Origin of the sequence: uncultured Aquabacterium sp., assembly GCF_913773725.1 — a bacterium.
Classification (GTDB): domain Bacteria; phylum Pseudomonadota; class Gammaproteobacteria; order Burkholderiales; family Burkholderiaceae_C; genus Aquabacterium.
Window position 1 is genome coordinate 47,696 of sequence record NZ_CAJYGK010000156.1, and the last position, 23,433, is coordinate 71,128.

Annotated in this window: 22 protein-coding genes and 1 tRNA gene; 8 read left to right on the forward strand and 15 right to left on the reverse strand. The window is 67.4% G+C overall.

From position 1 onward, the window contains the following. Positions 1-105 precede the first annotated feature (105 nt). Positions 106-2,733, reverse strand: a complete 2,628-nt coding sequence (gene alaS / locus QZ709_RS18335) for an alanine--tRNA ligase (protein WP_294638923.1) — start codon at positions 2,731-2,733, stop codon at positions 106-108. Positions 2,734-2,881: 148 nt separating this feature from the next. Here alaS and QZ709_RS18340 point away from each other — a divergent pair, with 148 nt between their 5' ends. Then, a complete protein-coding gene (locus tag QZ709_RS18340) occupies positions 2,882-4,369 on the forward strand; it encodes an NAD-dependent succinate-semialdehyde dehydrogenase (protein ID WP_294638924.1) in 1,488 nt (495 codons plus the stop codon). Between the two features lie 62 nt (positions 4,370-4,431). On the opposite strand, the gene QZ709_RS18345 is transcribed toward QZ709_RS18340, so the two are convergent. Further along, positions 4,432-4,505 (reverse strand) — tRNA-Gly (locus QZ709_RS18345). 81 nt (positions 4,506-4,586) lie between these two features. On the opposite strand from QZ709_RS18345, the gene trmB reads away from it, so the two are divergent. Then, positions 4,587-5,336, forward strand: a complete 750-nt coding sequence (gene trmB, locus QZ709_RS18350) for a tRNA (guanosine(46)-N7)-methyltransferase TrmB (protein WP_294638925.1) — start codon at positions 4,587-4,589, stop codon at positions 5,334-5,336. Between the two features lie 59 nt (positions 5,337-5,395). On the opposite strand, the gene QZ709_RS18355 is transcribed toward trmB, so the two are convergent. From QZ709_RS18355 to msrB, 4 genes are read right to left on the reverse strand one after another with little or no spacing between them, the layout of a single operon-like run. Beyond that, the gene (locus QZ709_RS18355) at positions 5,396-6,220 is read right to left on the reverse strand and encodes a peptidylprolyl isomerase (RefSeq protein WP_294638926.1); all 825 of its coding nucleotides are present in this window, start codon (positions 6,218-6,220) and stop codon (positions 5,396-5,398) included. A 28-nt stretch (positions 6,221-6,248) separates the two neighbouring features. Further along, a complete protein-coding gene (locus QZ709_RS18360) occupies positions 6,249-6,533 on the reverse strand; it encodes a BolA family transcriptional regulator (protein ID WP_294638927.1) in 285 nt (94 codons plus the stop codon). Positions 6,534-6,555: 22 nt separating this feature from the next. After that, on the reverse strand, positions 6,556-7,203 hold the full coding sequence (locus tag QZ709_RS18365; protein ID WP_294638928.1) for a septation protein A: 648 nt from the start codon (positions 7,201-7,203) through the stop codon (positions 6,556-6,558). 33 nt (positions 7,204-7,236) lie between these two features. After that, positions 7,237-7,644 carry a peptide-methionine (R)-S-oxide reductase MsrB gene (gene msrB, locus QZ709_RS18370; RefSeq protein ID WP_294638929.1) on the reverse strand — a complete coding sequence of 136 codons (408 nt, stop codon included), beginning with the start codon at positions 7,642-7,644 and terminating at the stop codon, positions 7,237-7,239. Between the two features lie 151 nt (positions 7,645-7,795). Between msrB and QZ709_RS18375 the strand changes: the two genes are divergently transcribed. The 3 genes from QZ709_RS18375 (at position 7,796) to QZ709_RS18385 (ending at position 9,842) form a co-directional block, all read left to right on the forward strand. Continuing rightward, positions 7,796-8,638 (forward strand): undecaprenyl-diphosphate phosphatase, encoded by an 843-nt coding sequence (locus QZ709_RS18375; protein WP_294639129.1) that lies wholly within the window; start codon positions 7,796-7,798, stop codon positions 8,636-8,638. Positions 8,639-8,664: 26 nt separating this feature from the next. Then, the gene (locus QZ709_RS18380) at positions 8,665-9,534 is read left to right on the forward strand and encodes a ferritin-like domain-containing protein (protein ID WP_294638930.1); all 870 of its coding nucleotides are present in this window, start codon (positions 8,665-8,667) and stop codon (positions 9,532-9,534) included. A gap of 110 nt (positions 9,535-9,644) precedes the next feature. Continuing rightward, positions 9,645-9,842, forward strand: coding sequence for a DUF3079 domain-containing protein (locus tag QZ709_RS18385; protein ID WP_294638931.1), 198 nt, complete (start codon positions 9,645-9,647; stop codon positions 9,840-9,842). Here the strand turns inward: QZ709_RS18385 and xerD are convergent. The 6 genes from xerD to surE all read right to left on the reverse strand — a co-directional run bounded on the left by xerD (position 9,827) and on the right by surE (position 15,608). After that, positions 9,827-10,744 carry a site-specific tyrosine recombinase XerD gene (gene xerD, locus QZ709_RS18390; protein ID WP_294638932.1) on the reverse strand — a complete coding sequence of 306 codons (918 nt, stop codon included), beginning with the start codon at positions 10,742-10,744 and terminating at the stop codon, positions 9,827-9,829. The genes QZ709_RS18385 and xerD overlap by 16 nt on opposite strands. Further along, the gene (locus QZ709_RS18395; protein ID WP_294638933.1) at positions 10,737-11,387 is read right to left on the reverse strand and encodes a chalcone isomerase family protein; all 651 of its coding nucleotides are present in this window, start codon (positions 11,385-11,387) and stop codon (positions 10,737-10,739) included. Before QZ709_RS18395 ends, xerD begins: the two co-directional genes overlap by 8 nt. Positions 11,388-11,499: 112 nt before the next feature. Next, a complete protein-coding gene (rlmD, locus tag QZ709_RS18400; protein ID WP_294638934.1) occupies positions 11,500-12,942 on the reverse strand; it encodes a 23S rRNA (uracil(1939)-C(5))-methyltransferase RlmD in 1,443 nt (480 codons plus the stop codon). Positions 12,943-13,002: 60 nt separating this feature from the next. Beyond that, positions 13,003-13,944 (reverse strand): peptidoglycan DD-metalloendopeptidase family protein, encoded by a 942-nt coding sequence (locus QZ709_RS18405; protein WP_294638935.1) that lies wholly within the window; start codon positions 13,942-13,944, stop codon positions 13,003-13,005. A gap of 42 nt (positions 13,945-13,986) precedes the next feature. Further along, positions 13,987-14,862 (reverse strand): protein-L-isoaspartate O-methyltransferase, encoded by an 876-nt coding sequence (locus QZ709_RS18410; RefSeq protein ID WP_294638937.1) that lies wholly within the window; start codon positions 14,860-14,862, stop codon positions 13,987-13,989. Continuing rightward, entirely contained in the window at positions 14,859-15,608 is a 750-nt protein-coding gene (gene surE, locus QZ709_RS18415; RefSeq protein ID WP_294638939.1) for a 5'/3'-nucleotidase SurE, read from the reverse strand. Before surE ends, QZ709_RS18410 begins: the two co-directional genes overlap by 4 nt. A gap of 206 nt (positions 15,609-15,814) precedes the next feature. Here surE and QZ709_RS18420 point away from each other — a divergent pair, with 206 nt between their 5' ends. Then, entirely contained in the window at positions 15,815-16,564 is a 750-nt protein-coding gene (locus tag QZ709_RS18420) for a response regulator transcription factor (RefSeq protein ID WP_294638940.1), read from the forward strand. 7 nt (positions 16,565-16,571) lie between these two features. Then, positions 16,572-18,917 (forward strand): ATP-binding protein, encoded by a 2,346-nt coding sequence (locus QZ709_RS18425; protein WP_294638941.1) that lies wholly within the window; start codon positions 16,572-16,574, stop codon positions 18,915-18,917. Here QZ709_RS18425 and QZ709_RS18430 read toward each other — a convergent pair. Continuing rightward, on the reverse strand, positions 18,902-20,728 hold the full coding sequence (locus QZ709_RS18430) for a GspE/PulE family protein (protein ID WP_294638942.1): 1,827 nt from the start codon (positions 20,726-20,728) through the stop codon (positions 18,902-18,904). The two genes, QZ709_RS18425 and QZ709_RS18430, sit on opposite strands and share 16 nt — an antisense overlap. 1 nt (position 20,729) lies before the next feature. After that, positions 20,730-21,494, reverse strand: coding sequence for a spermidine synthase (locus tag QZ709_RS18435; protein ID WP_366937192.1), 765 nt, complete (start codon positions 21,492-21,494; stop codon positions 20,730-20,732). A gap of 28 nt (positions 21,495-21,522) precedes the next feature. Between QZ709_RS18435 and QZ709_RS18440 the strand changes: the two genes are divergently transcribed. After that, a complete protein-coding gene (locus tag QZ709_RS18440) occupies positions 21,523-22,062 on the forward strand; it encodes a DNA-deoxyinosine glycosylase (RefSeq protein WP_294638945.1) in 540 nt (179 codons plus the stop codon). An 89-nt stretch (positions 22,063-22,151) separates the two neighbouring features. Here the strand turns inward: QZ709_RS18440 and QZ709_RS18445 are convergent, their stop codons facing one another. After that, the gene (locus QZ709_RS18445) at positions 22,152-23,363 is read right to left on the reverse strand and encodes a porin (protein ID WP_294638947.1); all 1,212 of its coding nucleotides are present in this window, start codon (positions 23,361-23,363) and stop codon (positions 22,152-22,154) included. Between the last annotated feature and the right edge of the window lie 70 nt (positions 23,364-23,433).

Consider the following 23,433-nt stretch of genomic DNA (forward strand, 5'->3'; position numbering starts at 1 on the left):
TGGCTGACAAATTCCCGATCCCGGGCCGCGTCAAAGCCGATTCGCCATGAAAAAAGCGCCCCGGAGGGCGCTTTCCATGCAAGAGGCCGCCAACGCAGCCCGAGATCACAGCCGCTCGGCGACCCAGGCCTGCACGCCGGCCAGGGCCTGGGGCAGCGCCGCGGCGTCGGTGCCGCCGGCCATGGCCATGTCGGGCTTGCCGCCGCCCTTGCCGCCCACCTGCTGGGCGACGAAGTTGACCAGCTCACCCGCCTTGACCTTGGCCGTCGTGTCGGCCGTCACGCCAGCGGCCAGCTGCACCTTGGCGCCGTCCACGGCGGCCAGCACGATGGCGGCCGTCTTCAGCTTGTTCTTGAGCTGGTCCATGGTGTTGCGCAGCGTGGCGGCATCGGCACCTTCCAGGCGCGCAGCCAGCACCTTCACGCCCTTGACGTCGACGGCCTGGGCCACCAGTTCGTCACCCTGGGCGGACGCCAGCTTGCCCTTGAGGGCGGCGATTTCCTTTTCCAGCGCGCGGATCTGGTCCTGCGCGGCGGCCACGCGGGCCGGCACGTCGTGCGGGGTGGCCTTCAGCAGCGCGGCCAGTCCATTGACGGTGCTTTCCAGGTTCTGGGTGTAGGCCAGCGCGTTGTCGCCCGTGATGGCCTCGACGCGGCGCACGCCGGCGGCCACACCGCCTTCGGCCACGATCTTGAACAGACCGATGTCACCCGTGCGCTTGACGTGGGTACCACCGCACAGCTCTTTCGAGGAGCCGATGCTCAGCACGCGCACGGTTTCGCCGTACTTCTCGCCGAACAGCATCATGGCACCGCTCTTCTGGGCGTCTTCCAGCGCCATGACCTGGGCCTGCGCGTCGGCGTTGGCCAGGATCTCGGCGTTGACCAGGGCTTCGATCTCGCGGATTTCTTCGTCGGTCAGCGGCTGGCCGTGCGAGAAGTCGAAGCGGGTGCGGTCCGGGGTGACCTGCGAGCCCTTCTGCTGCACGTGCTCGCCCAGCACCTCGCGCAGGGCCTTGTGCATCAGGTGGGTGGCGCTGTGGTTGCGCACGGTCTTGGCGCGCAGTTCGGCGTCGACCTTGGCGTTCAGGGTGTCACCCACCTTGACGGCGCCTTCGACCACGCGGCCATGGTGACCGAACACGTCAGCCTGGATCTTGAGCGTGTCTTCCACCACGAAGCGGCTGGTGGCGTTGCGCATGTCGCCGCTGTCGCCGCACTGGCCGCCCGATTCGGCGTAGAACGGGGTGTGATCCAGCACGATCACGGCGTCGTCACCGGCGTTGGCCTGCTGCACCGACGCACCGTCGACGTAGATGGCGGTGACGGTGGCGGCTTCGCAGGCCAGGTGGTCGTAGCCGTGGAAGGTGGTGGCGGCGCCGGTGTACTCCAGCCCGGCGGCCATCTTGAACTTGCCGGCCGCACGGGCCTGCTCGCGCTGGCGGGCCATGGCGGCATCGAAGCCGGCCTGGTCGACGGTGACGTCGCGCTCCCGGCAGACGTCGGCGGTCAGGTCGACCGGAAAGCCGTAGGTGTCGTGCAGCTTGAAGGCGGTCTCGCCATCGATGACCTTGGCACCCGTGGCCAGGGCGCCTTCCAGGATCTCCATGCCGTTGGCAATGGTCTGGAAGAAGCGCTCTTCCTCGGTCTTCAGGACCTCGGTGATGCGCTTTTCATTGGCGCGCAGCTCAGGATAGGCCTCGCCCATCTCGGCCACCAGGGCCGCGACCAGCTTGTGGAAGAACGGGGTGCGGGCGCCCAGCTTGTAGCCGTGGCGGATGGCGCGACGGGTGATGCGGCGCAGCACGTAGCCCCGGCCTTCGTTGCTGGGGATGACGCCGTCGGCCACCGTGAACGAGCAGGCGCGGATGTGGTCGGCGATCACCTTGAGTGACGGGCTGTTCGGGTCGAAGCCCTCGCCGCCCGACGCCGACACGGCCTCGCGGGCTGCGGCCAGCAGGTTCTGGAACAGGTCGATCTCGTAGTTGCTGTGCTTGCCCTGCAGCACCGTGGCGATGCGCTCCAGGCCCATGCCGGTGTCCACCGAGGGCTTGGGCAGCGGGTGCATCACGCCGTCTTCGGTGCGGTTGAACTGCATGAAGACGTTGTTCCAGATCTCGATGTAGCGGTCGCCGTCTTCATCGGGGCTGCCCGGGGGGCCGCCGGCGATCTCGGGACCGTGGTCGTAGAAGATCTCGGTGCACGGGCCACAGGGGCCGGTGTCGCCCATCATCCAGAAGTTGTCGGACATGTAGCGGCCGCCCTTGTTGTCGCCGATGCGCACGATGCGCTCGGCGGGCACGCCCACCACCTTGTTCCAGATCTCGTAGGCCTCGTCGTCTTCCTGATAAACGGTGACCCAGAGCTTGTCCTTCGGGAGCTTGAAGTGCTCGGTCAGCAGTTCCCAGGCGTAGCTGATGGCGTCCTTCTTGAAATAGTCGCCGAACGAGAAGTTGCCCAGCATCTCGAAGAAGGTGTGGTGCCGCGCGGTGTAGCCGACGTTGTCCAGGTCGTTGTGCTTGCCGCCGGCGCGGATGCACTTCTGCGACGTGGTGGCACGCGTGTACGGGCGCTTGTCAAAGCCCAGGAACACGTCCTTGAACTGGTTCATGCCCGCGTTCGTGAACAGCAGGGTCGGGTCGTCACCGGGCACCACGGGGCTGGACGCGACGATGGTGTGGCCTTTGGACTCGAAGTACTTCAGGAAGGTCGAACGGATCTGGGCGGCTTTCATCCGGGGTCTTTCTCTTAGGGCTGGGCGCCAGGGGGCGGCGTGCAACAGCAATCCACCTCGCGGGCAGGGCTCAGCGAAGCCCCTGATTATAGATTTCGGGCCGCCCCCTATGATGGCCCGCCATCAAGACCTGTCACGGAGCCACACCATGGATGCCATCGCCTCGCCCCTGGCCTCGCTGCAAGACCCGACGCTGTTGAAGACCCAGGCCCTCGTCAACGGCCAGTGGGTGGACAGCTCCAGCCGCTTCGCCGTGCACGACCCGGCCACAGGCGCCCTGCTGGCCGAGGTCGCCAACCTGGGGGCATCGGACACCGAAGGCGCCGTGGCGGCAGCCAACGCCGCGTGGCCGACCTGGCGGGCGCTGACGGCCAAGGCCCGCGGCGCCATCCTGATGAAGTGGTTCCACCTGCTGCACCAGCACGCCGACGACCTGGCCCGCATCATGACCGCCGAGCAGGGCAAGCCCCTTGCCGAATCACGCGGCGAGGTGGGCTACGGCGCCTCGTTCATCGAGTGGTTTGCCGAAGAGGCCCGCCGCGCCTACGGCGAGACCATCCCGACCACCGACCCGACCAAGCGCTATCTGGTGGTGCGCCAGCCCGTGGGCGTGTGCGCGGCCATCACGCCGTGGAACTTCCCGATTGCGATGATCACGCGCAAGGTGGCCCCGGCCCTGGCCGCCGGGTGCCCGGTGGTGATCAAGCCGGCCGAGGCCACCCCCTTGTCGGCGCTGGCGGTGGCCGAGCTGGCCCTGCGCGCGGGCATGCCGGCCGGGGTGCTGAACGTGGTCACGGCCGACGCCCGGCAGTCGATCGAAGTCGGCAAGGTGCTGTGCGCGAGTGACACGGTGCGCCACCTGTCGTTCACGGGCTCCACCGAGGTGGGCCGCATCCTGATGCAGCAGTGCGCGCCCACCGTGAAGAAGCTGTCGCTGGAGCTGGGCGGCAATGCGCCCTTCATCGTGTTCGATGACGCCGACCTGGACGCCGCCGTGGAAGGCGCGCTGGTGAGCAAGTACCGCAACGCTGGGCAGACCTGCGTGTGCGCGAACCGGCTGTACGCCCAGGCCGGCATCTACGAGACGTTTGTGGAGAAGCTGGCCGCGCGGGTGGCCGAGATGAAGGTGGGCAACGGCTTCGAGCCGGGTGTGGTGCAAGGCCCGCTGATCGACGCCGAAGCGATGAACAAGGTCGAAACGCTGATGGGCGACGCGCTGGCCAAAGGCGCACGCGTGCTGACCGGCGGGGCGCGGGCCAGCGTGGCGGGCGGCGCGTTCTACCAGCCCACGGTGCTGGCCGACGTGGATGCGAGCATGCGCATGGCGCGTGAGGAGATCTTCGGGCCGGTGGCGCCGGTCTTCCGCTTCGAGACCGAGGCCGAGGCGATTCACCTGGCCAACGACACCGAGTTCGGGCTGGCGAGCTACTTCTACAGCCGCGACGTGGGCCGCATCTTCCGCGTCAGCGAAGCGCTGGAGTACGGCATGGTGGGCGTCAACACCGGGTTGATTTCGACCTGCGAGGTGCCGTTTGGCGGGGTCAAGCAGTCAGGGCTTGGGCGTGAAGGGGCGCGCCAGGGGCTGGATGACTACCTGGAGACCAAGTACGTGTGCCTGGGCGGGCTGGATCGGTGAACCGGGGCTGACACACCCCGCGAAAAGCAGAACGGCGACCCGAGGGTCGCCGTTGTCGATTCTGGAGCGGGTGATGGGAATCGAACCCACGTATCAAGCTTGGGAAGCTGGCGTTCTACCATTGAACTACACCCGCAGTGCTGCGCATTCTAGCGCAGCGCCGGCACGCTTTGAGGCACACTCTCGTCCTTTCGTCCGACGCCTGTAGCGAACGCGCATGTCTTCCAGTGACCCCACCCTGCCCGCCTCTGCCGACGAGGCCCAGCCCGCCGTCGAGGCGAGCGGTGACCGCCCCGAACACCCCCGCACCATCCGCAGCTACGTAATGCGGGCCGGCCGCACCACGGAGGGCCAGGCCCGCGCCTTGAGCGAACTGGGCCCGCGCTTCGTGCTGCCCTTCGCGCAGCAAGCGCTGGATCTGGCAGCCACGTTCGGCCGCACGGCCCCGGTGGTGTTCGAGATCGGCTTCGGCATGGGCGACGCCACGGCCAAGATCGCCCAGACGCTGCCCGACACCGATTTCATCGGCTGTGAGGTGCACGAGCCTGGCGTGGGCGCCCTGCTCAAGCAGATCGGCGAACGCGGCCTGACCAACCTGCGCATCGTCCAGCACGACGCGGTCGAGGTGCTGGAACACATGGTCCGCCCCGGCTCACTGGCTGGCGTCCACATCTTCTTCCCCGATCCGTGGCACAAGAAGCGCCATCACAAGCGCCGCCTGATCCAGCCGCCGTTCGTGGCCAAGCTGGTGCAGCATCTGGCGCCCGGCGGCTACCTGCATTGCGCCACCGACTGGGAACCCTATGCCCAGCAGATGCTGGAGGTGCTGTCGGCCGAGCCTGCCCTGGAAAACACCGCACAAGGCTACGCCGAGAAGCCGGCCTACCGCCCGCTGACGAAGTTCGAGAACCGCGGCCTGCGCCTGGGCCACGGGGTGTGGGACCTGGTCTTCCGCAAGCGGGCCTGAAGCGCGCCTCCAATGAAAAACGCCCCTCACGGGGCGTTTTCTTTTTCAGGCCGAGCGGATCACTCGCTGAACTTGTAGTCGGTCTTGGCCTTGCTGCGCAGGTCGTCGCGGAACTTGGCCAGCTTCGCCTGGGCCTGGCGCTGCATCAGCTGCCCCTTCACTTCGTCGAACGACGGGAACTGGGCTGCACGCACATCTTCCAGCTTGATGATGTGGTAGCCGAACTGCGACTTCACGGGCGCGTCGGTGACCTGGCCCTTCTGCAGCTTGACCATGGCTTCGGAGAACTCGGGCACGTAGTTGCCAGGGTTCGCCCAATCCAGGTCACCGCCGTTCTCGGCCGAGCCCGGATCCTTCGAGTTCTTCTTGGCCAGGTCTTCGAACTTGGCGCCGGCCTTGAGCTGTGCAATCAGGGCTTTGGCCTCGTCTTCCTTCTCGACCAGGATGTGGCGAGCACGGTATTCCTGCGAACCGTTGGCCGCCTTGATCTTGTCGTACTCGGCCTTGGCTTCGGCTTCGTCGGGCTGGTTCTTCTTCTCGAAGTCCTGGAACAGGGCGCGGATCAGGATGGACTGACGGGCCAGTTCCATCTGGGCCTTGTAGTCGGCAGACGCCTGCAGGCCACGGCGTTCGGCTTCCTGGATGAAGATCTCGCGCAGCACGACTTCGTCCTTGACCTTCTGCTCCAGCTCGGGGGTGCGGGCCTGCGGCGGCTGGCCGGGCTGCTGCTGTTGCTTCAGGATCTGTTCGATCATGGCCTCGGCACGCGCTTTGGGCACGGCCTTGCCATTGACGATGGCGATGTTTTGCGCGAACGCCAGCGGAGCGGCCAGCGTGAGCGTAGCAGCCAGCGCGGCAGCCTTGGCGATACGAGAGGTCTTCATAGGAGCGGAAAGCTTTCTTGAATGGAATTCAGACGGGCTCGGCCTTGATGGCCAGGGCATGAACCCCCTGGGCAATCAGATTGCGCAGGGCATCATACACAAGGCGATGACGCTGAACGTGAGACAGTCCGTTGAAGCAACGAGCCTTTACCTGCACCGTGAAATGGGTACCGCTCAGCGCCCCGCTGGAACCGGCATGGCCGGCGTGCTGAGCCGAGTCGTCCGTGACGACGAGCGCCTCGGGTTGCAAGGCCTGACGCAGGGCGTCTTCGATCTGTCCGGCGGTCACGGTGACCGCATTGTGGGCGTTCATGCAAAGCCTCCTCGGAAGCGGTTCAGGATGGGCGTTTGTCCGCCGCCGCGTCTGCCTCGGCCGGCATGTGGCGGCTCAGGTACAGCCCCTGCAGCAGGGTGAACACCAGCGTCAGGCCCAGGCTGCCCCACAGCTTGAAGCTCACCCAGGTGTCGGTCGGGAAACTGAAAGCGACGTACAGGTTGAGCACGCCCATGCCGGTGAAGAAGGCCACCCAGGCCCAACCGAGCTGGCGCCACACGGCATCCGGCACCTGGATCTGCCCCCCCATCATCTGATTGAGCATCTTCTTGCCCAGTACCACCTCGGTGATGAAGAGGCCGGCCCCCATGAGCCAGTAGATCGCCGTGGGCTTCCATTTGATGAAGGTCTCGTCGTGGAACCACAGGGTCAGGCCTCCCAGCACCACGACGATGCCCAGCCCGGCCCACAGCATGCGGTCCACCGGCTTGCGCAGCGCCTTGAGCACCACCACCTGCAACAGCGTCACGGCGATCACCACCACGGTGGCCAGCAGCGTGGGCGCCTCCGTCGGCCCGACCACCCCGCCGGAGACGGCGAAGCCCAGGTACTGGGTCATCCATTGGGCTGCCACATCCCTGTGCCCCTCCCCCCACTTGAAGGCGATGAAGAACAGGATGATGGGCAACAGGTCGAACAGGATCTTCATGAAGGCGGAAGGCCAGGGGCCTGTGGACTGCGCTCAGGTCGGGCGCGGCTCGAAGTCTAGCGCGGCCGAGTTGATGCAGAAGCGCTCGCCCGTGGGGGCCGGGCCATCGTCGAACACATGGCCCAGGTGGGCGCCGCAGTTCTGGCATCGCACCTCGACGCGCACCATGCCGTGGCTCGTGTCCATCACGCGCTCGACGCGGGCCTGTTCGGTCGGCTGCCAGTAGCTGGGCCAGCCACAGCCGGCATCGAACTTGGTGTCCGAGTCGAACAGCGTCACGCCGCAGCAGACGCATTTGTACTGCCCCGCCTCGAAGTGATCCCAGTAACGCCCGGTGAAGGCGCGCTCGGTGGCGGCCCGGCGCGTGACCTCGTAGTCGAGCGGGGCGAGCTGGGCGCGCCACTCGGCGTCCGACTTCTTGACCTTGTAGTCTTCGCTCATGTGAACCAACCTCGTGCGGATGAGTCTGCCTGGATGTGGCGCAGTGTAGACAAGCCCCCCTGTCCCTGGGGAAGGGTCGACTACTGCACCACCGGCCTCGCCTAACATGGGCAGAGCTCCCTCACCTTGCGTCACCGAACTGGCACCCACCGTGGACCTCATCCTGTTTGTCAAAGCCGCCCTGATGGGCATCGTCGAAGGGCTGACCGAGTTCTTGCCCATTTCCAGCACCGGCCACCTGATCCTGGCGGGCTCGCTGCTCGATTTCGGGCACAGCGCAGGCGCCGACAAGGCCAAGGTCTTCGACATCGCGATCCAAACCGGCGCCATCTTTGCCGTGGTGCTGGTGTACTGGCAGCGCGTGCGCGACACCATCACAGGCATCACCAGCGAGCCCCAGGCGCAGCGGTTCGCGTTGAATGTGCTGATCGGCTTCGTGCCGGCCATCATCCTGGGGCTGCTGTTCGGCAAGGCCATCAAGGCCCACCTGTTCACCCCCACGGTGGTGGCGGTCACCTTCATTGCCGGCGGGCTGATCATCCTGCTGGCTGAGCGCCTGGCCCTCAGCCGCCCGGCACCGCGCGTGCAGACGGTGGACGACCTGACCGTGGCCGACGCGCTGAAAGTGGGGCTGGTGCAGTGCCTGGCCCTCGTGCCGGGAACCAGCCGCTCGGGCGCCTCGATCATCGGCGGGATGATGCTGGGCCTGTCGCGCAAGGCGGCCACGGATTACAGCTTCTTCCTGGGCATCCCCACGCTGATGGGGGCCGGGGCCTACAGCCTCTACAAGGAGCGCCACCTGCTGTCCATGGACGACCTGCCGCTGTTCGCCACCGGACTGGTGTTTGCCTTCCTGTCGGCCTGGGTGTGCGTGCGCTGGCTGATCCGCTACGTGTCCAGCCACAACTTCAACCCCTTCGCCTGGTACCGCATCGCCTTCGGCATCGTGATCCTCGTGACGGCCCACTTCGGCTGGGTGACCTGGGCAGAGTGAGCGACGGCGATGGGCACAATACGCGGATGTCTGCGCGTGAAGAAGCCCTTGCCATTCTGTTGACCCCCGATCCAGCCGCCAAGGCCAAGGCCGCGCGTGCGCTGTACGAGCGCCTGGGGGGCGATGCAGTGCAGCGCGGTGCACAGGAAGAGGCGACCCCGCGCCAGGACGCGGCGCCAGCAGGCTTGAGCGCCGCCGCGTGCGCGGTCGCCTTGGCGCTGTCCCCCGAGCAGGAAGCGGCCATGCCCGGGCGCCCTGCTCGCCCGGCCCTGGTGCCGGCCAAACAGGTGCCGTCCCGATCCCCCTTCACGCTGGAAGGCCGCGCCGCCCTGCTGCACGCCATCTGCCACATCGAGTTCAACGCGATCAACCTGGCGCTCGACGCATGCTGGCGTTTCGCCGGCATGCCGGCGGCGTTCTATCTGGACTGGCTGCGTGTGGCGTCCGAAGAGGCGCTGCACTTCGGCCTGCTGCGAACGCATCTGCAGTCTCTGGGCTACGACTACGGCGATTTCGACGCCCACGACGGTCTCTGGTCCATGTGCGAGAAGACGCGCGATGACATCCTGGCCCGCATGGCACTGGTGCCCCGCACGCTGGAGGCACGCGGCCTGGACGCCACCCCGCTGATTCAGGACAAGCTCACCCGCGCCGGGGATCTGGAGGCGGTCCGCATCCTCGACATCATCCTGCGTGACGAAGTCGGGCATGTGGCCATCGGCAACCGGTGGTTCCACGCCCTCTGTCGCGAGCGGGGACTGGATGCCGTCGCCCTGTATCCGGAGCTGGTGCGCCGCTACGAAGCGCCCCGCCTGCGCCCGCCCTTCAACGAAGCGGCCCGCAAGGCGGCCGGTTTCACCGAGGACGAACTGGCGTTTCTGCTGGGTGTGGATTGAGCGCCGCCGCCTCCGGCATGCGGTGCAACCGGACGATGGCCCTTCCGTGGCCCCGCCGCGGCCTGACGCGCATCAAAACCATGCAGCCCGCGCCAGCAGGACACTGGGCCGTGCGCAAACGCTTTCCCCTTCTTCCCGCCCATCCCGAGCGCGTCTGCTGGGGCTGCGACAAGTACTGCCCTGCCGCCTCGATGGCCTGCGGCAACGGCTCGGATCGCACGCCGCACCCGTCAGAGCTGTTCGGGCCCGACTGGGACACCTGGACCCCGCCGCAGGAGGGCAACGCCGAGGATCAGCCGCGCGGGTGATGCTGGCTGTGCAACTGGCGCAGGCGCTCCCGCGCCACGTGGGTGTAAACCTGTGTGGTCGAAATGTCGGCGTGGCCCAGCAGCATCTGCACCACGCGCAGGTCCGCACCGTGGTTCAACAGATGGGTGGCGAACGCATGCCGCAGGGTGTGCGGCGACAACGGCTGCGTGATGCCGGCCAGAAGCACGTACTTCTTGATCAGCTTCCAGAACATCTGGCGCGTCATGGGGCCGCCCCGTGCGGTGACAAACAGCGCATCGCTGACCTGGCCTGACAGAATCACGCCGCGGGCCTCAGCGAGGTAGCGACGCAGCCAGTCGCCCGCCTCGCCACCGAACGGCACGAGCCGCTCCTTGCTGCCCTTGCCCGTGATGCGCAACACGCCTTCATTGAGCCCCACGTGCACGGATTTGAGGTCGACGAGTTCGCTGACGCGCAGCCCGCTGGCGTACATCAGCTCGAGCATCGCGCGGTCGCGCAGGCCCAGGCTTTCGTGCACGTCGGGCGCGTTGAGCAACGCCTCGACCTGGGCCTCGGTCAGGGTACCCGGGACGCGCATGTGCTGTCGCGGGGCGTCCATGCGGAGGGTCGGATCCTGCGTCGTGTGACCGTCGCGCACGGCCCAGCGATAGAAGCGACGGAACACGCTGAGACGCCGCCCCGCAGACGACGGCTTGGTGGCGCTGTGCCGCGCCGAGGTGTAGCCCAACAGATCGATTTCGGTGGCCTGCACCAGCGTGCGGCCGGTGTGTTGCTGCACCAGCCAGTCGGCCAGTGCCTGAAGGTCACGGCGGTAGGCTCCCAGCGTGTTCGGACTGAGCCCGTCCTCCAGCCACAGGGCGTCGATGAAGCGATCGAGGTGCGGGTCCGCCGCGGGCGACACCGTCCGGGGTTCAGGCACCGCCACGCATCATCCCCTGCTTCATGCGCGGGTCGACCGGGTTGTCGCCCACAAAAATCTTCAGCACGGCACGGTAGAGGTCCTCTCCGGGCACGGCCTGGCCCACCGGGCGGCTGTTGTGCTGCAGTTGTACGCCGCGCCCGGGCAGGTAGTCCAGGTCGAGCGTGTCGCCCACCTTCAGGTCGCCGATGCCGTCCAGCAGGGCGGCCAACTGGTCGAGCCGCCCACCCAGGCGCTGCTGCACCTCGGCCGGCTCGTACTTGCGTATGCGCTTGGTCAGGGACCGGGTGAGCTCCTTGCTGGGGGCGTCCAGCATCACCTTGAGGCGGATGCGCTTGGGGCCTGGCATGGCCAGGGCCTGCGCGGCATCGCGCGTGGGTGCGCTGAGGTACAGGCCGGCGACGAAGGCCTTGACCCACGCGACACCACGCAGGCCCAGGCCGTTGAGACGCAGGGTGCGGTCGGCCAGCACCACGGTGTCATCGAAGCGCTGGCCCTCCAGGGTGGCCGCGTGCGCTGCCGAAGGCAGGCCCGTGGTTGCCCCGAGCATGCACAAGGCCGCCGTCAGGGTCCAGGCCCGCGCGCGGCACCAGGCAAGGGCGGTGAACTCGTTGAGGGACACGCGATCTCCGGCAACAGACATGTCTGGAACAACGCGGGAGGCGGTGAGGCCGCTGACAGAAGGCCGCGTTACCAGATGTGAAGACCCGCCATGCAGTATGGGCCTTCGCACGGGTCCGGGGCGTGCCGCGGGCTCAATCGGCCCGCTCGAACACCGCCATGCTCTCGACGTGCGCCGTGTGCGGGAACATGTTGACCGCCCCCGCTGCCGTGCAACGGTAACCGGCCTGGTGCACCAGCAAGCCCGCATCCCGCGCCAGGGTGGCGGGGTTGCAGCTGACGTAGACGATGCGCTGCGGGCGCTGCCAGCCCGGCACCAGCGAGGGGTACTGATGCAGGTCGGCCAGGGCCTTGGCCAGGGCAAAAGCGCCTTCGCGCGGCGGGTCGACCAGCCAGCGGGTGGCATGGCCGTAGCCGGCCAGCTCCTGCGGCGTGATCTCGAACAGGTTGCGGGCCACAAAGCTCGTGCGCGCTGCCACGCCGTTGGCGACGGCGTTGTCGCGCGAACGGGCCACCAGGGTTTCGCTGCCCTCGATGCCCAGCACCTCACGCGCCTGAGTGGCCAGCGGCAGGGTGAAGTTGCCCAGGCCGCAGAACCAGTCGATCACGCGTTCATCGGGCCGCACCGCCAGCAGGCGCAGCGCACGCCCGACCAGCACCTGGTTGATCGCGTGGTTGACCTGTGTGAAATCGGTGGGCTTGAACGGCATGGTGATGCCGAACTCGGGCAGCGTGTAGTCCAGCGTGGGTGCGGTCTCGTCCAGCGGGTGCACGGTGTCCGGGCCCTTGGGCTGCAGCCACCACGAAATGGCCGCCTGACCGCCCTCGGCGGGGCTGTGCGTGGCCGCGAAGTCCTTCAGGCGCTGCACATCCGCGGCGCTCAACGGCTCGAGGTGACGCAGCACCAGCACGGTCACGCGGGAGCCCACGGCCACCTCGATCTGCGGCAAGCGATCACGCCCGTCCATGGCGCCGATCAGCTCGCGCAGCGGCATGAGCAGGCGGCTGACATGCGGCGGCAGCACCTCGCAGCTCGTCATGTCGGCCACGTAGCGCGACTTGCGCTCGTGGAAGCCGACCAGCACCGTGTTCTTCTTGGCCACGTAGCGCACCGACAGGCGAGCGCGGAATCGATAGCCCCAGGAAGGTCCCTCGATGGGCCGCAGCAGGGTTTCAGGCTTGACCTTGCCCAGATGCCAGAGGTTGTCCTCGAGCACGCGCTGCTTGACAGCCACCTGCGCGCTGGCGTGGAAGTGCTGCATCTTGCAGCCACCGCACAGGCCGAAGAAGGTGCACTTGGGCGTGACACGCAGCGGACTTTCGCGGCGGATCTCGGCCAGCGTGGCCTGTTCCCAGTTGTTCTTGCGACGGGTGACGTTGACGCGCACCACCTCGCCAGGCAGGGCGTCTTCAATGAACACGACCTTGCCATCGGCGCGGTGCGCCACACCCTGGGCGTCCAGGTCCAGGGACTCGACGGTGAGCCACTCCTGCCCGGGGGGCGGAGGCGGCAGGCTGATCGCCGGCTCGACAGCGGCCGGCGACTCGGAAACGGGGATATCGGGAGAGGCACTCATCCCGATATTGTCTCAGGAGTGACCGGCCCGGCGCCCTGCCCGACCGGCGTCCGCTTGCGCTCAGCGGCTCGGCAGCTGACGGGCCGGGTCGATGGGCTTGCCCTGCTTGCGGATCTCGAAGTGCAGGTTGACGCGATCGGAATCGGTCGACCCCATCTCTGCGATTTTCTGGCCCCGGCGCACGGTCTGGTCTTCCTTGACCAGCAGTGTCTGGTTGTGGGCGTATGCCGTGAGGTAGTCCCCGGTGTGCTTGACGATGACGAGGTTGCCGTAGCCACGCAGGCCGGAGCCGGCGTAGACGACGCGACCGTCTGCCGCCGCGAACACGGGGTCGCCGGCCTTGCCGCCGATGGCCAGGCCTTTGCGCTTGCCTTCCTCGAAGCCGCCCAGCAGCGGGCCCGCAGCGGGCCAGGTCCAGGTGGGCTCATCGGAGGCAGGGGTGGCCGGTGCGGGCTTGTCCTTGGCCGGGTCTGCCGCGGGCGCCGACGCCGTGCCAGACGCGGCGCCCGACGCTGCTGCCCCCGCCACAGCGGCAGCGGCCCCCGAAGCCGGCTTGGCCTGGGTGCCCGGCGTGGCCGTCTTGCTGTCCAGGGGACGGGCTTCGATCCGGGACGGCGGGGTGAGCGGCTTGGCCGACACCACGGCCGAGGAGGCAGCCGGGTCCACCGAAGGGGAAACAACCCGCAGCACCTGCCCCACTTCGATCAAGTTGGGGTTCTCGAGGTTGTTCCAGGCTGCCAGGTCGCGCCAGTTCTGGCCGGATTCGAGGCTGATCCGGATGAGGGTGTCGCCGGGTTTGACCGTGTAGTAGCCGGGCTTGCCGGCGTTCTCGGCCCCTGGCAGGGGTTTGGCTGGCGCGGGCGCGGGCGCGGGGGCGCCTCCCGAGGCCACAGGCCGGGAGCGCTCTTCAACGGGGGCCTTGTGGCTCGTGGAGGCACAGCCGGCCAGAACGAGCAAGGCTGCCGCCGAGGCGGCCATCCTGAAAGTAAAAATCATGTGCATGGGACGCTATGGTGCCCCGACAACGCGCCGGGCCACGAAACATCATGTGGTGCCGGATTTTAGAGGCACGAACAGAACGGCCCCCGCGCGGTGGGTCTGCAGCGTGCCGTCGGGCAGCCGGTCGATGATGGTCAGCACCTGCTGTCCCGGGCGGCCATCGTCGACGGGCGCGACCAGCCGACCGCCTGGCGCCAGCTGGTCCAGCCAGGGCTGCGGCACGGCTTGTCCCCCTGCGGCAGCAATGATGGTGTCATAGGGCCCGCCAGGGGCATGACCCAGCATGCCGTCGCCGAACACCAGCCGGACATCGAACCGGGGAGGCAGAGACGCACGAACGGCATCGAGGTGATGGCGCGCCTTCAGGTGCAGTTCGCGCACCCGCTCGATGGACACCACCCGTCGCGCCAGCAGCCCGAGCAGCGCCGCCTGGTAACCGCAGCCCGTGCCGATCTCGAGGCAGGCACCCAGCGGCGCCGGCGACTGGCGGTCTGCGGCCAGGCCGGGCCGCTCGCACAGCAGCTGGAGCATGGCCCCCACCACCGAGGGCTTGGAAATCGTCTGCCCCAGCCCGATGGGCAGGCTGGTGTCTTCGTAGGCCTGGTTGACCAGGGCCGTGTCGACAAAAAGATGGCGCGGCACGGTACCGAAGGCACCCAGCACCCGCCCATCGGACAGGCCGTCGGCCTTCAAGCGCTCCACCATGCGCGCTCTCACGCGCACCGAGTCCAGCCCAAGGCCACCCGGCGCACTGAGGCGGCGGCGGTCCTGCTCTGCCTGGGCCAGCGGCGCCTGGGGGCGAAGGAGGTCCCGAGGCCCTGCCGGCGCGGCAGCCCGGGGGGCTGCTGGCCGTGCCGACGCGACCTGATCCAGCTGCAGCGGAAACCGCCGCGGCTTGGGATCAGACTGCCCGCGGCTCATCGGGTGCCAGCCCAGCCCTGCCAGGCGGGCAGTCGCTGGTGATCCGTCATGTCGACCTTCAAAGGCGTGATCGAGACCTGTCCATGGCGCACGGCGTGGAAATCGGTGCCTTCGCCCTCTTCGCGCGCTTCACCGGCGGGGCCGATCCAGTAGAACAGGTCGCCACGCGGGTTGGTCTGGGGCACCGCCGGAAAGCTGGCGTGACGCCGCCCCAGGCGCGTGATGGCCCAGGGCAGCGCGTCGGCGTCCTCGCGGTTGGGGATGTTCACGTTGAGCAGCCAGGGCGACTCGGACGGCGGATGGGCCAGCACGTGCTCGATGATGCGGCGGGCCGTGCGGGCCGCGGCATCCAGCGCATGCCAGCCCTTGACCACCTGCGAAAAAGCGATGGCCGGTACACCGAACAGATAGCCCTCGGTGGCCGCGGCCACGGTGCCGGAGTACAGCGTGTCGTCACCCATGTTGGCGCCGTTGTTGATGCCGGACAGCACCAGATCCGGCTTGGGAATGAGCCCGGCCGTCAGGGCCAGGTGCACGCTGTCCGACGGCGTGCCAGTGACATAGCGAAAGCCGTTGGCCGCGGTGTGCAGGCTGAGCGGCTGGTGCAGGGTCAGCGCGTTGGAGGTGCCGCTGGCATTGCGCTCCGGCGCGAACACATCGACCGTTCCCAGTCCCTGGCAGGCTTCGACAAGGGCAGCGATGCCGGGCGCCAGGTAACCGTCATCGTTGGCAATGAGAATTCGCATCCGGTGATTGTAGGAGCGCAACGTCGTGCGGCAGCCGGCCCCCTCGATTCGGTGAGCCCCCTGGCCGCGGCAGGGGCGCTTGCATGTAAAGTTACCGACTTGTACACCTGTCAACTCGTCCACCCGGGCGAGACCCCGGGACGCAGTTCAGCCGGGGCCCACCAACCCAGCCCATGCGGCGCCCGCGCGGGCTCGGAAGGAACTCCATGGCCGTCAAGGTTCTGATACTCGAAGACAACCCGGTGGCGCGCGGCTTTCTGTGCCGTGTCGTGCGTGAAAGTTTCAGCGATGTAGGCAGCATCACCGAGGTCAGTGACCTGGACGCCGCGCGCCGTCTGCTGGGCCATGCTCCCGGCGGACGGGCCCAGCCCGGCGCAGAGCCGTTTCAGCTGATCCTGGTGGACCTGGAGTTGCCGGATGGCAGCGGCCTGGAGTTGCTGACCGAACTGGGGGGGTATCCCGCCACGCGCATTGTCACCACGCTGTACTCCGACGACGAACACCTGTTTCCGGCGCTGCAGTGCGGTGCAGACGGCTACCTGCTCAAGGAAGACCGTTTCGAGGTGCTGGTCGAAGAGCTGCAGAAGATCGTTCGGGGGCAACCGCCCCTGTCCCCGGCCATCGCGCGGCGGTTGCTGAACCACTTCCGGACCGAAGGCGTGACCCCTGCGGGAAGTCAGCACGCTGGCGCCGTGCACGCAGCAGAGCCGGGCGCACCGACGGCCCACGCGACGACGGCCGGCGCAGCCAACACCCTCGACCATGAGCGGCTCACGCCCCGCGAGAGCGAGGTGCTGACGTACCTGAGCAAGGGCTTCACGATCAAGGAGATCGCCTCGCTCATGGGCATCAAATGGTTCACCGTCAACGACCACATCAAGTCGATCTACAAGAAGTTGAACGTGTCGAGCCGTGCAGAAGCGGCCGTGCTGGCCAGCAAGCAGGGCCTGGTCTGAGCACCCCATGCCGGACCCGGCTGCGCACCCGCCCTCGTCTGCTCACAGGCTGAACGGGCTGCTGGCGCGGCGAGCTCCGGGAGCCTTGCCAACCATCGACGAGGTGTTGGGCGAAACCCGCGCCCCGCCTCGATGGATGGGCTGGCGCATGCGGCTGCTGGTGGGGCTGGCACTCGGAGCCTGTCTGGTGGTGGCCGGGTGCGCGTGGTGGCTCGCTCGACAGCCTCACCTTCCCGTGACGCTGAAGGCCAGGGCAGATGGGCACCTCTCGCTGCAGTCTGTCGATTACCCGACCCTGCGCAGGCTCGAGCGACTGGAGCTGGTCGGCCTGCGCATCGATCCCCCGCCGGAGGCCGGACCGGCCCAGCCCGTGAGCTTCCCCGCCGGCATGGTGCTGCTCCAGCGCTCGGCGCGCTGGCTGCCCGAAGAGGCCGACCGTGCTCGCTTCCTTGCCTTTCATCGTCAAGTCGATGCCGTGCGGCAGCACTGGCGCCCGGAAGGCCTGGTCGCTCACCTGAGTTTCGCGCACGCGGCAGAAGAACCGGTCCTGATCGCCCCCCGCAGCTGGTCGGGCCTCACCGTGCTGTACTGGGTGCTGTCGGGCTTGGCGCTCGCCGTGTTCATGGTGGGGGCCTCGGTCCTGTTGTCACATCCGACCCGGAACAGCGCCGCCTTTGCCCTGCTCACCACGGCGCAATCGGCCCAGCTGATGTTCATGGCCGTCGGCAGCAACCTCGACTTCTTCGCGCCGGCGTGGCTGGCGTCGCTGGACTTCGGCGGACGCATGGCCGCCGACCTGGCCTCTGCAGCCGCCTTGATGCAGCTGGCCGTCGGCGTACCGAGCCGTCTGACGGCCGCCGGGCGCTGGGTCGGCGGCGTGGTTCTCCTGCTGCTCGCACTGGTGGCGGTCGCGACCGCCGTGGCCCCTTCTGTGCTCGCCTCCGCCGCTGGCTGGTGGGCCTGGCAAGGCCTGTGCGCGTTCAGCATGGTCGCGGCCCTCCTGCTGATGCGCCATGGACAGCGTGTGCAGCCTCATCCATTCGGCAGGATCGTGCTGCGCTTCACGCTGGTGGCCGCGGCGACCTGGGCGCTGCTGGTCTTCGCGCTCATGCTCGGGCACCGGCGGCCTGATCTTCAGTTGCACCTGGGCTGGCAGGGCGTGATGGTCTGGCATCTCTTTGTCGGCATCGTGCTGTCGTTCTGCCCCTATCTGTCGCGGACGCGACAGGTGCTGCAGGAGTTCTCGCTGCTGGCCGTATCGAGCACGGTGGCCGCGTCACTGGATCTGCTGTTCGTCGCGGTGTTCTCGCTCGGTCAGTTCACGTCGATGACGCTGTCGCTGTTTCTCGCGCTGGGAAGCTACCTGCTGGCGCGGCGTTGGATGCTGACGCAGCTGCCCGGGCGGGATGCACTGTCCATGGAGCGCCTCTTTCAGCACCTCTATCGCATGGCGCGCGAGCTGGAGCACCACCCGGACCGCCTGAACGAGGCCATGCTGCGGCTGATGCGTGAGTTGTTCGACCCGCTGGAAAGCGAAGTGGTCCGCGGCCACGTGGCCGGTGCCGCCGTGCGCAGCAATGGCGCCTTGCTGCTGTTGCCCATGCCGCGGCTGGGCGACGCCGTAGCGGGCAACCGAGCGCTTGCGCTGCGACACGCACACAAGGGGCTGCGCCTGTTCACGGTGGAAGATGCCCGGCTTGCCGAGCGCATCATCGAACAACTGCAGCGCGCGCTGAACTTCGATCGCGCTGTGGAACAAGGGCGCAGCGAGGAACGCCTGCGCATCGCCCAGGACCTGCACGACGACATCGGGGCGCGGTTGCTGACACTGATGTACCAGGCCCCGAACACGGAAATCGAGGAGTACATCCGGCACACGCTGCAGGACCTGAAAACCCTGACACGCGGCCTGGCAGCCCAATCACATTGCCTGGTAGAGGCCGCGGCCGAATGGAAGCGGGACCTGCACCATCGCGCCGCCGTGGCCGAATGCCGGCTCGATTTCGACTTCGCTGCCGATGTCAACGTGACGCTGACGATGGTCCAGTGGTCGTCCCTGACCCGCATCCTGCGGGAGCTGGTGAGCAATGCGCTGAGCCATGCACGCGCCCGCCACATCGTGGTGACGCTGAAACTGGCAGATGACCGCCTGACCCTCGAGGTCCAGGACAACGGTATCGGCCGGGCGCCGGAGGACTGGTCTCACGGCCTGGGTATGGGCGGTGTCCGCAAGCGCGTGAAGCAGCTCGGCGGTCAGGTGCGGTGGGAAGAGGTCTCCCCGTGCGGGATCCGTTGCGTGGTGACGGTGGAGCCGTTCACCAGCGCCGCTGCCGCCGATCAGGTTTCCCACTGAGGCGTGTTGCGCAACACCTCTTCCAGCGTGGTGACGCCTTCGGCCACTTTCATGACGCCGCCCGGCCGCAGGGGACGCAGCCCCTCCTTGGCAGCTGTCTGGCGCAGACGGGGCATGTCGACATGCGGGTGGATCGCACTGCGGATGCCTTCGCTGACCGGCAGCAGTTCATACAGACCGACCCGGCCCTTGAAACCCGTCATCCGACACTCCAGGCAGCCCACCGGCTTGTAGGGCTGGATGTGGCCGTTGAGGCGCCAGGGCTTGATGGCTTCGGCCAGCATCTCGGGGCGCACGCTGTCGTCCGGCTTCTTGCAATGCGGACACAGGGTGCGCACCAGGCGCTGGGCCAGCACGCCGATGACGGTGGCACTGATCAGGTAGCTGGGCACGCCCAGATCGGTCAGGCGGGTGATGGCCGAAGCCGCATCGTTGGTGTGCAGCGTCGAGAACACCAGGTGGCCGGTCAGCGAGGCCTGGATGGCCATCTCGGCGGTTTCCAGATCTCGGATTTCACCGACCATGATGATGTCCGGGTCCTGACGCATCAGCGCACGCAGGCCCTCGGCGAAGCCGAGGTCGATGGTGGCCTGCACCTGAGTCTGGTTGAACGAGGGCTCGATCATTTCGATCGGGTCTTCGATGGTGCAGACGTTGACCTCGTCGGTCGCCACGCGCTTGAGCGTGGAGTACAGCGTCGTCGTCTTGCCGGAGCCCGTGGGGCCGGTGACCAGGATGATGCCGTGCGGCCGGCTGACCAGTTGCTCCCACTGCTGGGTCTCGCTGGGCGCGAAGCCAAGGGCCTCGAACGACTTGACGGTGTTGTCCGGGTCGAAAATCCGCATGACCAGCTTCTCGCCAAAAGCGGTCGGCATGGTGGACAGGCGCATCTCGACTTCGTCGCCCCCCGGGTTGCGCGTCTTGATGCGCCCATCCAGCGGGCGGCGCTTCTCGACCACGTCCATGCGCCCCAGCAGCTTGATGCGCGCGGTCATGGCCTGCATCACAGCCAGCGGCACCTGGTAGACGGTGTGCAAGACGCCATCGATGCGGAAGCGGATGGCGCCCATCTCGCGGCGCGGCTCGAGGTGGATGTCCGAAGCGCGCTGGTCGAAGGCGTACTGCCACAGCCAGTCGACGACCTGGATGATGCCCTGGTCGTTTGCGTCGAGCTGACGATTGCTCTTGCCCAGTTCGACCAGTTGCTCGAAGTTGTGCGCGACGCTGTCGCCCGTCTTCTTGTTGGCGTCCTTGACGGACTTGGCCAGCGTGTAGAACTCGGTGCGGTAGCGTTGCAGGTCGAGCGGGCTGGAAACCACCAGCTTCACCTTCTTCTTGGTGTGCGACAGGATCTCTTCGACCCAGTCCACATCCAAAGGCTCGCTGGTTGCGATGGTGATCTCGGTCAGGCTCATCTGCACCGGCAGCGCCTTGCGGCGCTCGGCGTAGTTGATGGACATGACTTCGGCCACGCGGGCCACATCGACCTTGAGCGGGTCGATGCGCAGGTAGGGCATGCCCACGCGCCCGGCCAGCCACTCGGTGAGGGGCTCCAGTTCGAGCAGATTGCCGGTGTCGGCGCGGGTCAGGCCCATGCCGGCCAGCCGCACCAGCGGGTGCTGGGCGCTGTCGCCTGCGGCAAAGCGCCGGGCCACCTTCTCGGCGTCCCGGACGCCGACCACGCCGTCTTCCGTCAACCACTGCAGCAGCAGCCGCCACTCCAGCGGCCCCTTGGGGGCGGCAGTGGGCCGGCGGGGCGTTGAAGCGGGGCCGGGCGCGGGTGCGGGGGCGGACGCAGAGGAAGCGCTCATGTCAGGCGGGCAAAGACGGGGTGCATCGGGACAGCAATTTGACCCATTTTCGCGCAGGCAGATTCCAGCGGGTCTGTAAAGTTTCGGCGCGTTCAGCCAGCACTTCGCGGGAAGGCAGGTCGAACCCTTTCCACGCCAGCACGATGGTGTTGCCGTCGCGCGTGGGTTTGAGCATGGCCACGCGGTCGGCGCCGAAGGCGGAGGCAATGCGGCTGGCGCTGCGATCGAAGCTGACGTCCCGGCCGAAGAGGTTGACGCTCATGACCCCGCCATCGTCCAGCACCTGCCAGCAGGCCCGGTAGAAGGCCTCATCGTCCAGCACCGGGCTGGCGGCCTCGTGGTCATACAGGTCGACGCACAGGGCGTCGAACGCTGCCACGTGGTGCTCGTCGGCCACGAAACGGGCCGCATCACCCTGGATCACCGTGAGACGCTCGTCGTCGTCCGGCAGATGGAACCACGCCCGGCAGGCCGCGATCACCTGGGGATTGAGCTCGACCGCGGTCGTGGGCGCGCGAAGGACGCTGTGGCAGAACTTGGTGAGCGCGGCCGCGCCCAGTCCCAGCTGCAGGGTGCGCGCGGTGGCCACCGCCTCGGGGTCGCGCAGCAGCGTCCAGGCCATCATGCGCTGGATGTACTCGAGCTCCAGCTTGAGCGGCTGGCGGATGCGCATGGCGCCCTGGATCCAGGGGGTTTCAAGGTGGAGGTAACGCAAGCCGCCCTGTTCGGACAGGGTGGCCTCGGGGAGTCGGGGCTTTCGTTTCACGCGGCGAGTGTGGCACAGTGCCGATCCCATGCCACGCACTCCCGAGCCTCCGTCCCCGCGTCTGCAAGGCCTGCCTCCGGTCGTGGGCCCGGGCGCGCGGCTGCTGGTGCTCGGCAGCTTTCCGGGCGTGGCCTCGCTGGCGTCGCAGCAGTATTACGCTCATCCCCGCAACGCGTTCTGGCCCATTCTGTCGGCGCTGTGGGGGCTGCGTGGCGACGAGGCCCTGCAAGTGCGTCCCTACGCTGAGCGCCTCCCGGTCGTGCGGGCCCATGGCCTCGCCATCTGGGACGTGTATGCCGGCTGCGCACGCGAGGGCAGCCTCGACAGCGCCATCCGTGACGCCCAGCTCAACGACCTGCCCGGCTTGATCCGGCAGGTGCCGACGCTGCGCGGCATTGCGCACAACGGCGGCGAGTCGGCACGGCACATGCGCATCACGCGGGCCCTGGGCCTGCCCGTCTACCAACTGCCCTCGACCAGCCCGGCCAATGCTTCGTGGTCTTTCGAGCGCAAGCTCGCCGCCTGGCGGGTGGTGTTCGAGACCGCAGGCGTGGCCGCGTCAGGATAAAAAAAGGGCAACGGTCGCGTGACCGTTGCCCCAAGTTGCCCGCCTGGCTGCGCACCGCACGCAGCCAGACGCTCTTACCGACCTCGCGATCAGAAGAACAGGATGCCGCCCAGGCTGATGGTGTTGGTCTTGGTCTCGTTCGAGTTGGCCGAGTTGGTCTGCTTCTCGTTGTTGAACTCGCCCACCAGGGTGATGAACTTGTTCAGCGAGTGGTACACGCCCAGGGTGTAGCTCTGGTTCTTCAGCGACACGCCGGCACCGGCTGCACCATCCTTGTCCTTGTTCTGACCGTAGTTCAGACCGAACTTGGTGTCACCGAGCTTGTAGGTGCCTTGCACGAAGTAGCCGTTGGACTTGGTCTTGTTGCCGTCTGCATCAGCGCCACCCAGGAACTGTGCACCGACGGTGGACAGGCCGAGGCCCTTGCCGTTGAAGCCATAGGCCAGCACTTCGAAGGCATCGAATCGGACCTTGCCACCCAGCTCGAAGCCGTTGGCCGTGAACGGCTTGGTGGCGCAAGTGGTCGAGCTTTGGCAGTCGGTCTTCTGGTGAACGAGACCGGTCCACAGCTGGCCCGGCAGCGCGCCCGGGATGTCGTAGGTGGCCATGGCTTGCAGGCCGGGGGTCTTGGCGGAGTTGCCCGAGAAGCTCTTCGGCTGGAACAGACCGGCACCTGCCTGGAAGCCCGACACCTTCGGGCTCAGGTACGAGATCTGGGCCTGGAAGCCTGTGTACATGTAGCCATGCCCGATCATGCCGAACGTCGTGTTGAACGGGATGGCCGCGTTGGTCGTGCCACCGACGCCCAGCAGGGTCATGTCGGACAGGATCACGTTCTGACCGAACATGCCGATGTCACGGCCGATCTTGACCGTGCCCATCGTGGGCGTGCCGAACGAGAAGTAGTTGTTGCGGGTGTCGATCTGGCTGAAGGGGCTGTTGTCCACGCCCTGGGTGATGCCGTCAGCGCCGGAGCCCTTGGGCAGGCCCACGATGTCGGAGCGGTCGTTGATGCCAGGGGCAAAGCTGATGTGCGCCTTGACGTCGTAGCCGCCGGCCTTGCCGGTGGCCACAAAGTTGATCCAGCCCGGCAGCAGGCCGTTGGAGATGCCGCTGGTCTTGGTGGTCTGGCTGACGCCCTCGACCGTCGTCTTGCTGTCGCGGTTGACGTAGAAGCCGTTGACGGTGCCGTTGATGTCGAGCGTGACGCCGTTCTGTTCGAAGCTCACGGCCTGAGCCGAGGAGGCGGCAGCAGCGGCCACAGCGAGGGCGAGGATCGACTTGATGGGGGCAGTCTTCATGTTGTCTCCAGTCTTGAACCTTTGGATGGGTAAGCCCGCTGGACTGCGGGTTGGGGGACCGGAGGGCAAG

Coding starts and splice junctions, on each gene's coding strand:
- alaS (WP_294638923.1), bottom strand. CDS start 2,733: ATGAAAGCCGCCCAGATCCGTTCGACCTTCCTGAAGTACTTCGAGTCC.
- QZ709_RS18340 (WP_294638924.1), top strand. CDS start 2,882: ATGGATGCCATCGCCTCGCCCCTGGCCTCGCTGCAAGACCCGACGCTG.
- trmB (WP_294638925.1), top strand. CDS start 4,587: ATGTCTTCCAGTGACCCCACCCTGCCCGCCTCTGCCGACGAGGCCCAG.
- QZ709_RS18355 (WP_294638926.1), bottom strand. CDS start 6,220: ATGAAGACCTCTCGTATCGCCAAGGCTGCCGCGCTGGCTGCTACGCTC.
- QZ709_RS18360 (WP_294638927.1), bottom strand. CDS start 6,533: ATGAACGCCCACAATGCGGTCACCGTGACCGCCGGACAGATCGAAGAC.
- QZ709_RS18365 (WP_294638928.1), bottom strand. CDS start 7,203: ATGAAGATCCTGTTCGACCTGTTGCCCATCATCCTGTTCTTCATCGCC.
- msrB (WP_294638929.1), bottom strand. CDS start 7,644: ATGAGCGAAGACTACAAGGTCAAGAAGTCGGACGCCGAGTGGCGCGCC.
- QZ709_RS18380 (WP_294638930.1), top strand. CDS start 8,665: ATGTCTGCGCGTGAAGAAGCCCTTGCCATTCTGTTGACCCCCGATCCA.
- QZ709_RS18395 (WP_294638933.1), bottom strand. CDS start 11,387: ATGTCTGTTGCCGGAGATCGCGTGTCCCTCAACGAGTTCACCGCCCTT.
- rlmD (WP_294638934.1), bottom strand. CDS start 12,942: ATGAGTGCCTCTCCCGATATCCCCGTTTCCGAGTCGCCGGCCGCTGTC.
- QZ709_RS18405 (WP_294638935.1), bottom strand. CDS start 13,944: ATGCACATGATTTTTACTTTCAGGATGGCCGCCTCGGCGGCAGCCTTG.
- QZ709_RS18410 (WP_294638937.1), bottom strand. CDS start 14,862: ATGAGCCGCGGGCAGTCTGATCCCAAGCCGCGGCGGTTTCCGCTGCAG.
- surE (WP_294638939.1), bottom strand. CDS start 15,608: ATGCGAATTCTCATTGCCAACGATGACGGTTACCTGGCGCCCGGCATC.
- QZ709_RS18420 (WP_294638940.1), top strand. CDS start 15,815: ATGGCCGTCAAGGTTCTGATACTCGAAGACAACCCGGTGGCGCGCGGC.
- QZ709_RS18425 (WP_294638941.1), top strand. CDS start 16,572: ATGCCGGACCCGGCTGCGCACCCGCCCTCGTCTGCTCACAGGCTGAAC.
- QZ709_RS18430 (WP_294638942.1), bottom strand. CDS start 20,728: ATGAGCGCTTCCTCTGCGTCCGCCCCCGCACCCGCGCCCGGCCCCGCT.
- QZ709_RS18440 (WP_294638945.1), top strand. CDS start 21,523: ATGCCACGCACTCCCGAGCCTCCGTCCCCGCGTCTGCAAGGCCTGCCT.
- QZ709_RS18445 (WP_294638947.1), bottom strand. CDS start 23,363: ATGAAGACTGCCCCCATCAAGTCGATCCTCGCCCTCGCTGTGGCCGCT.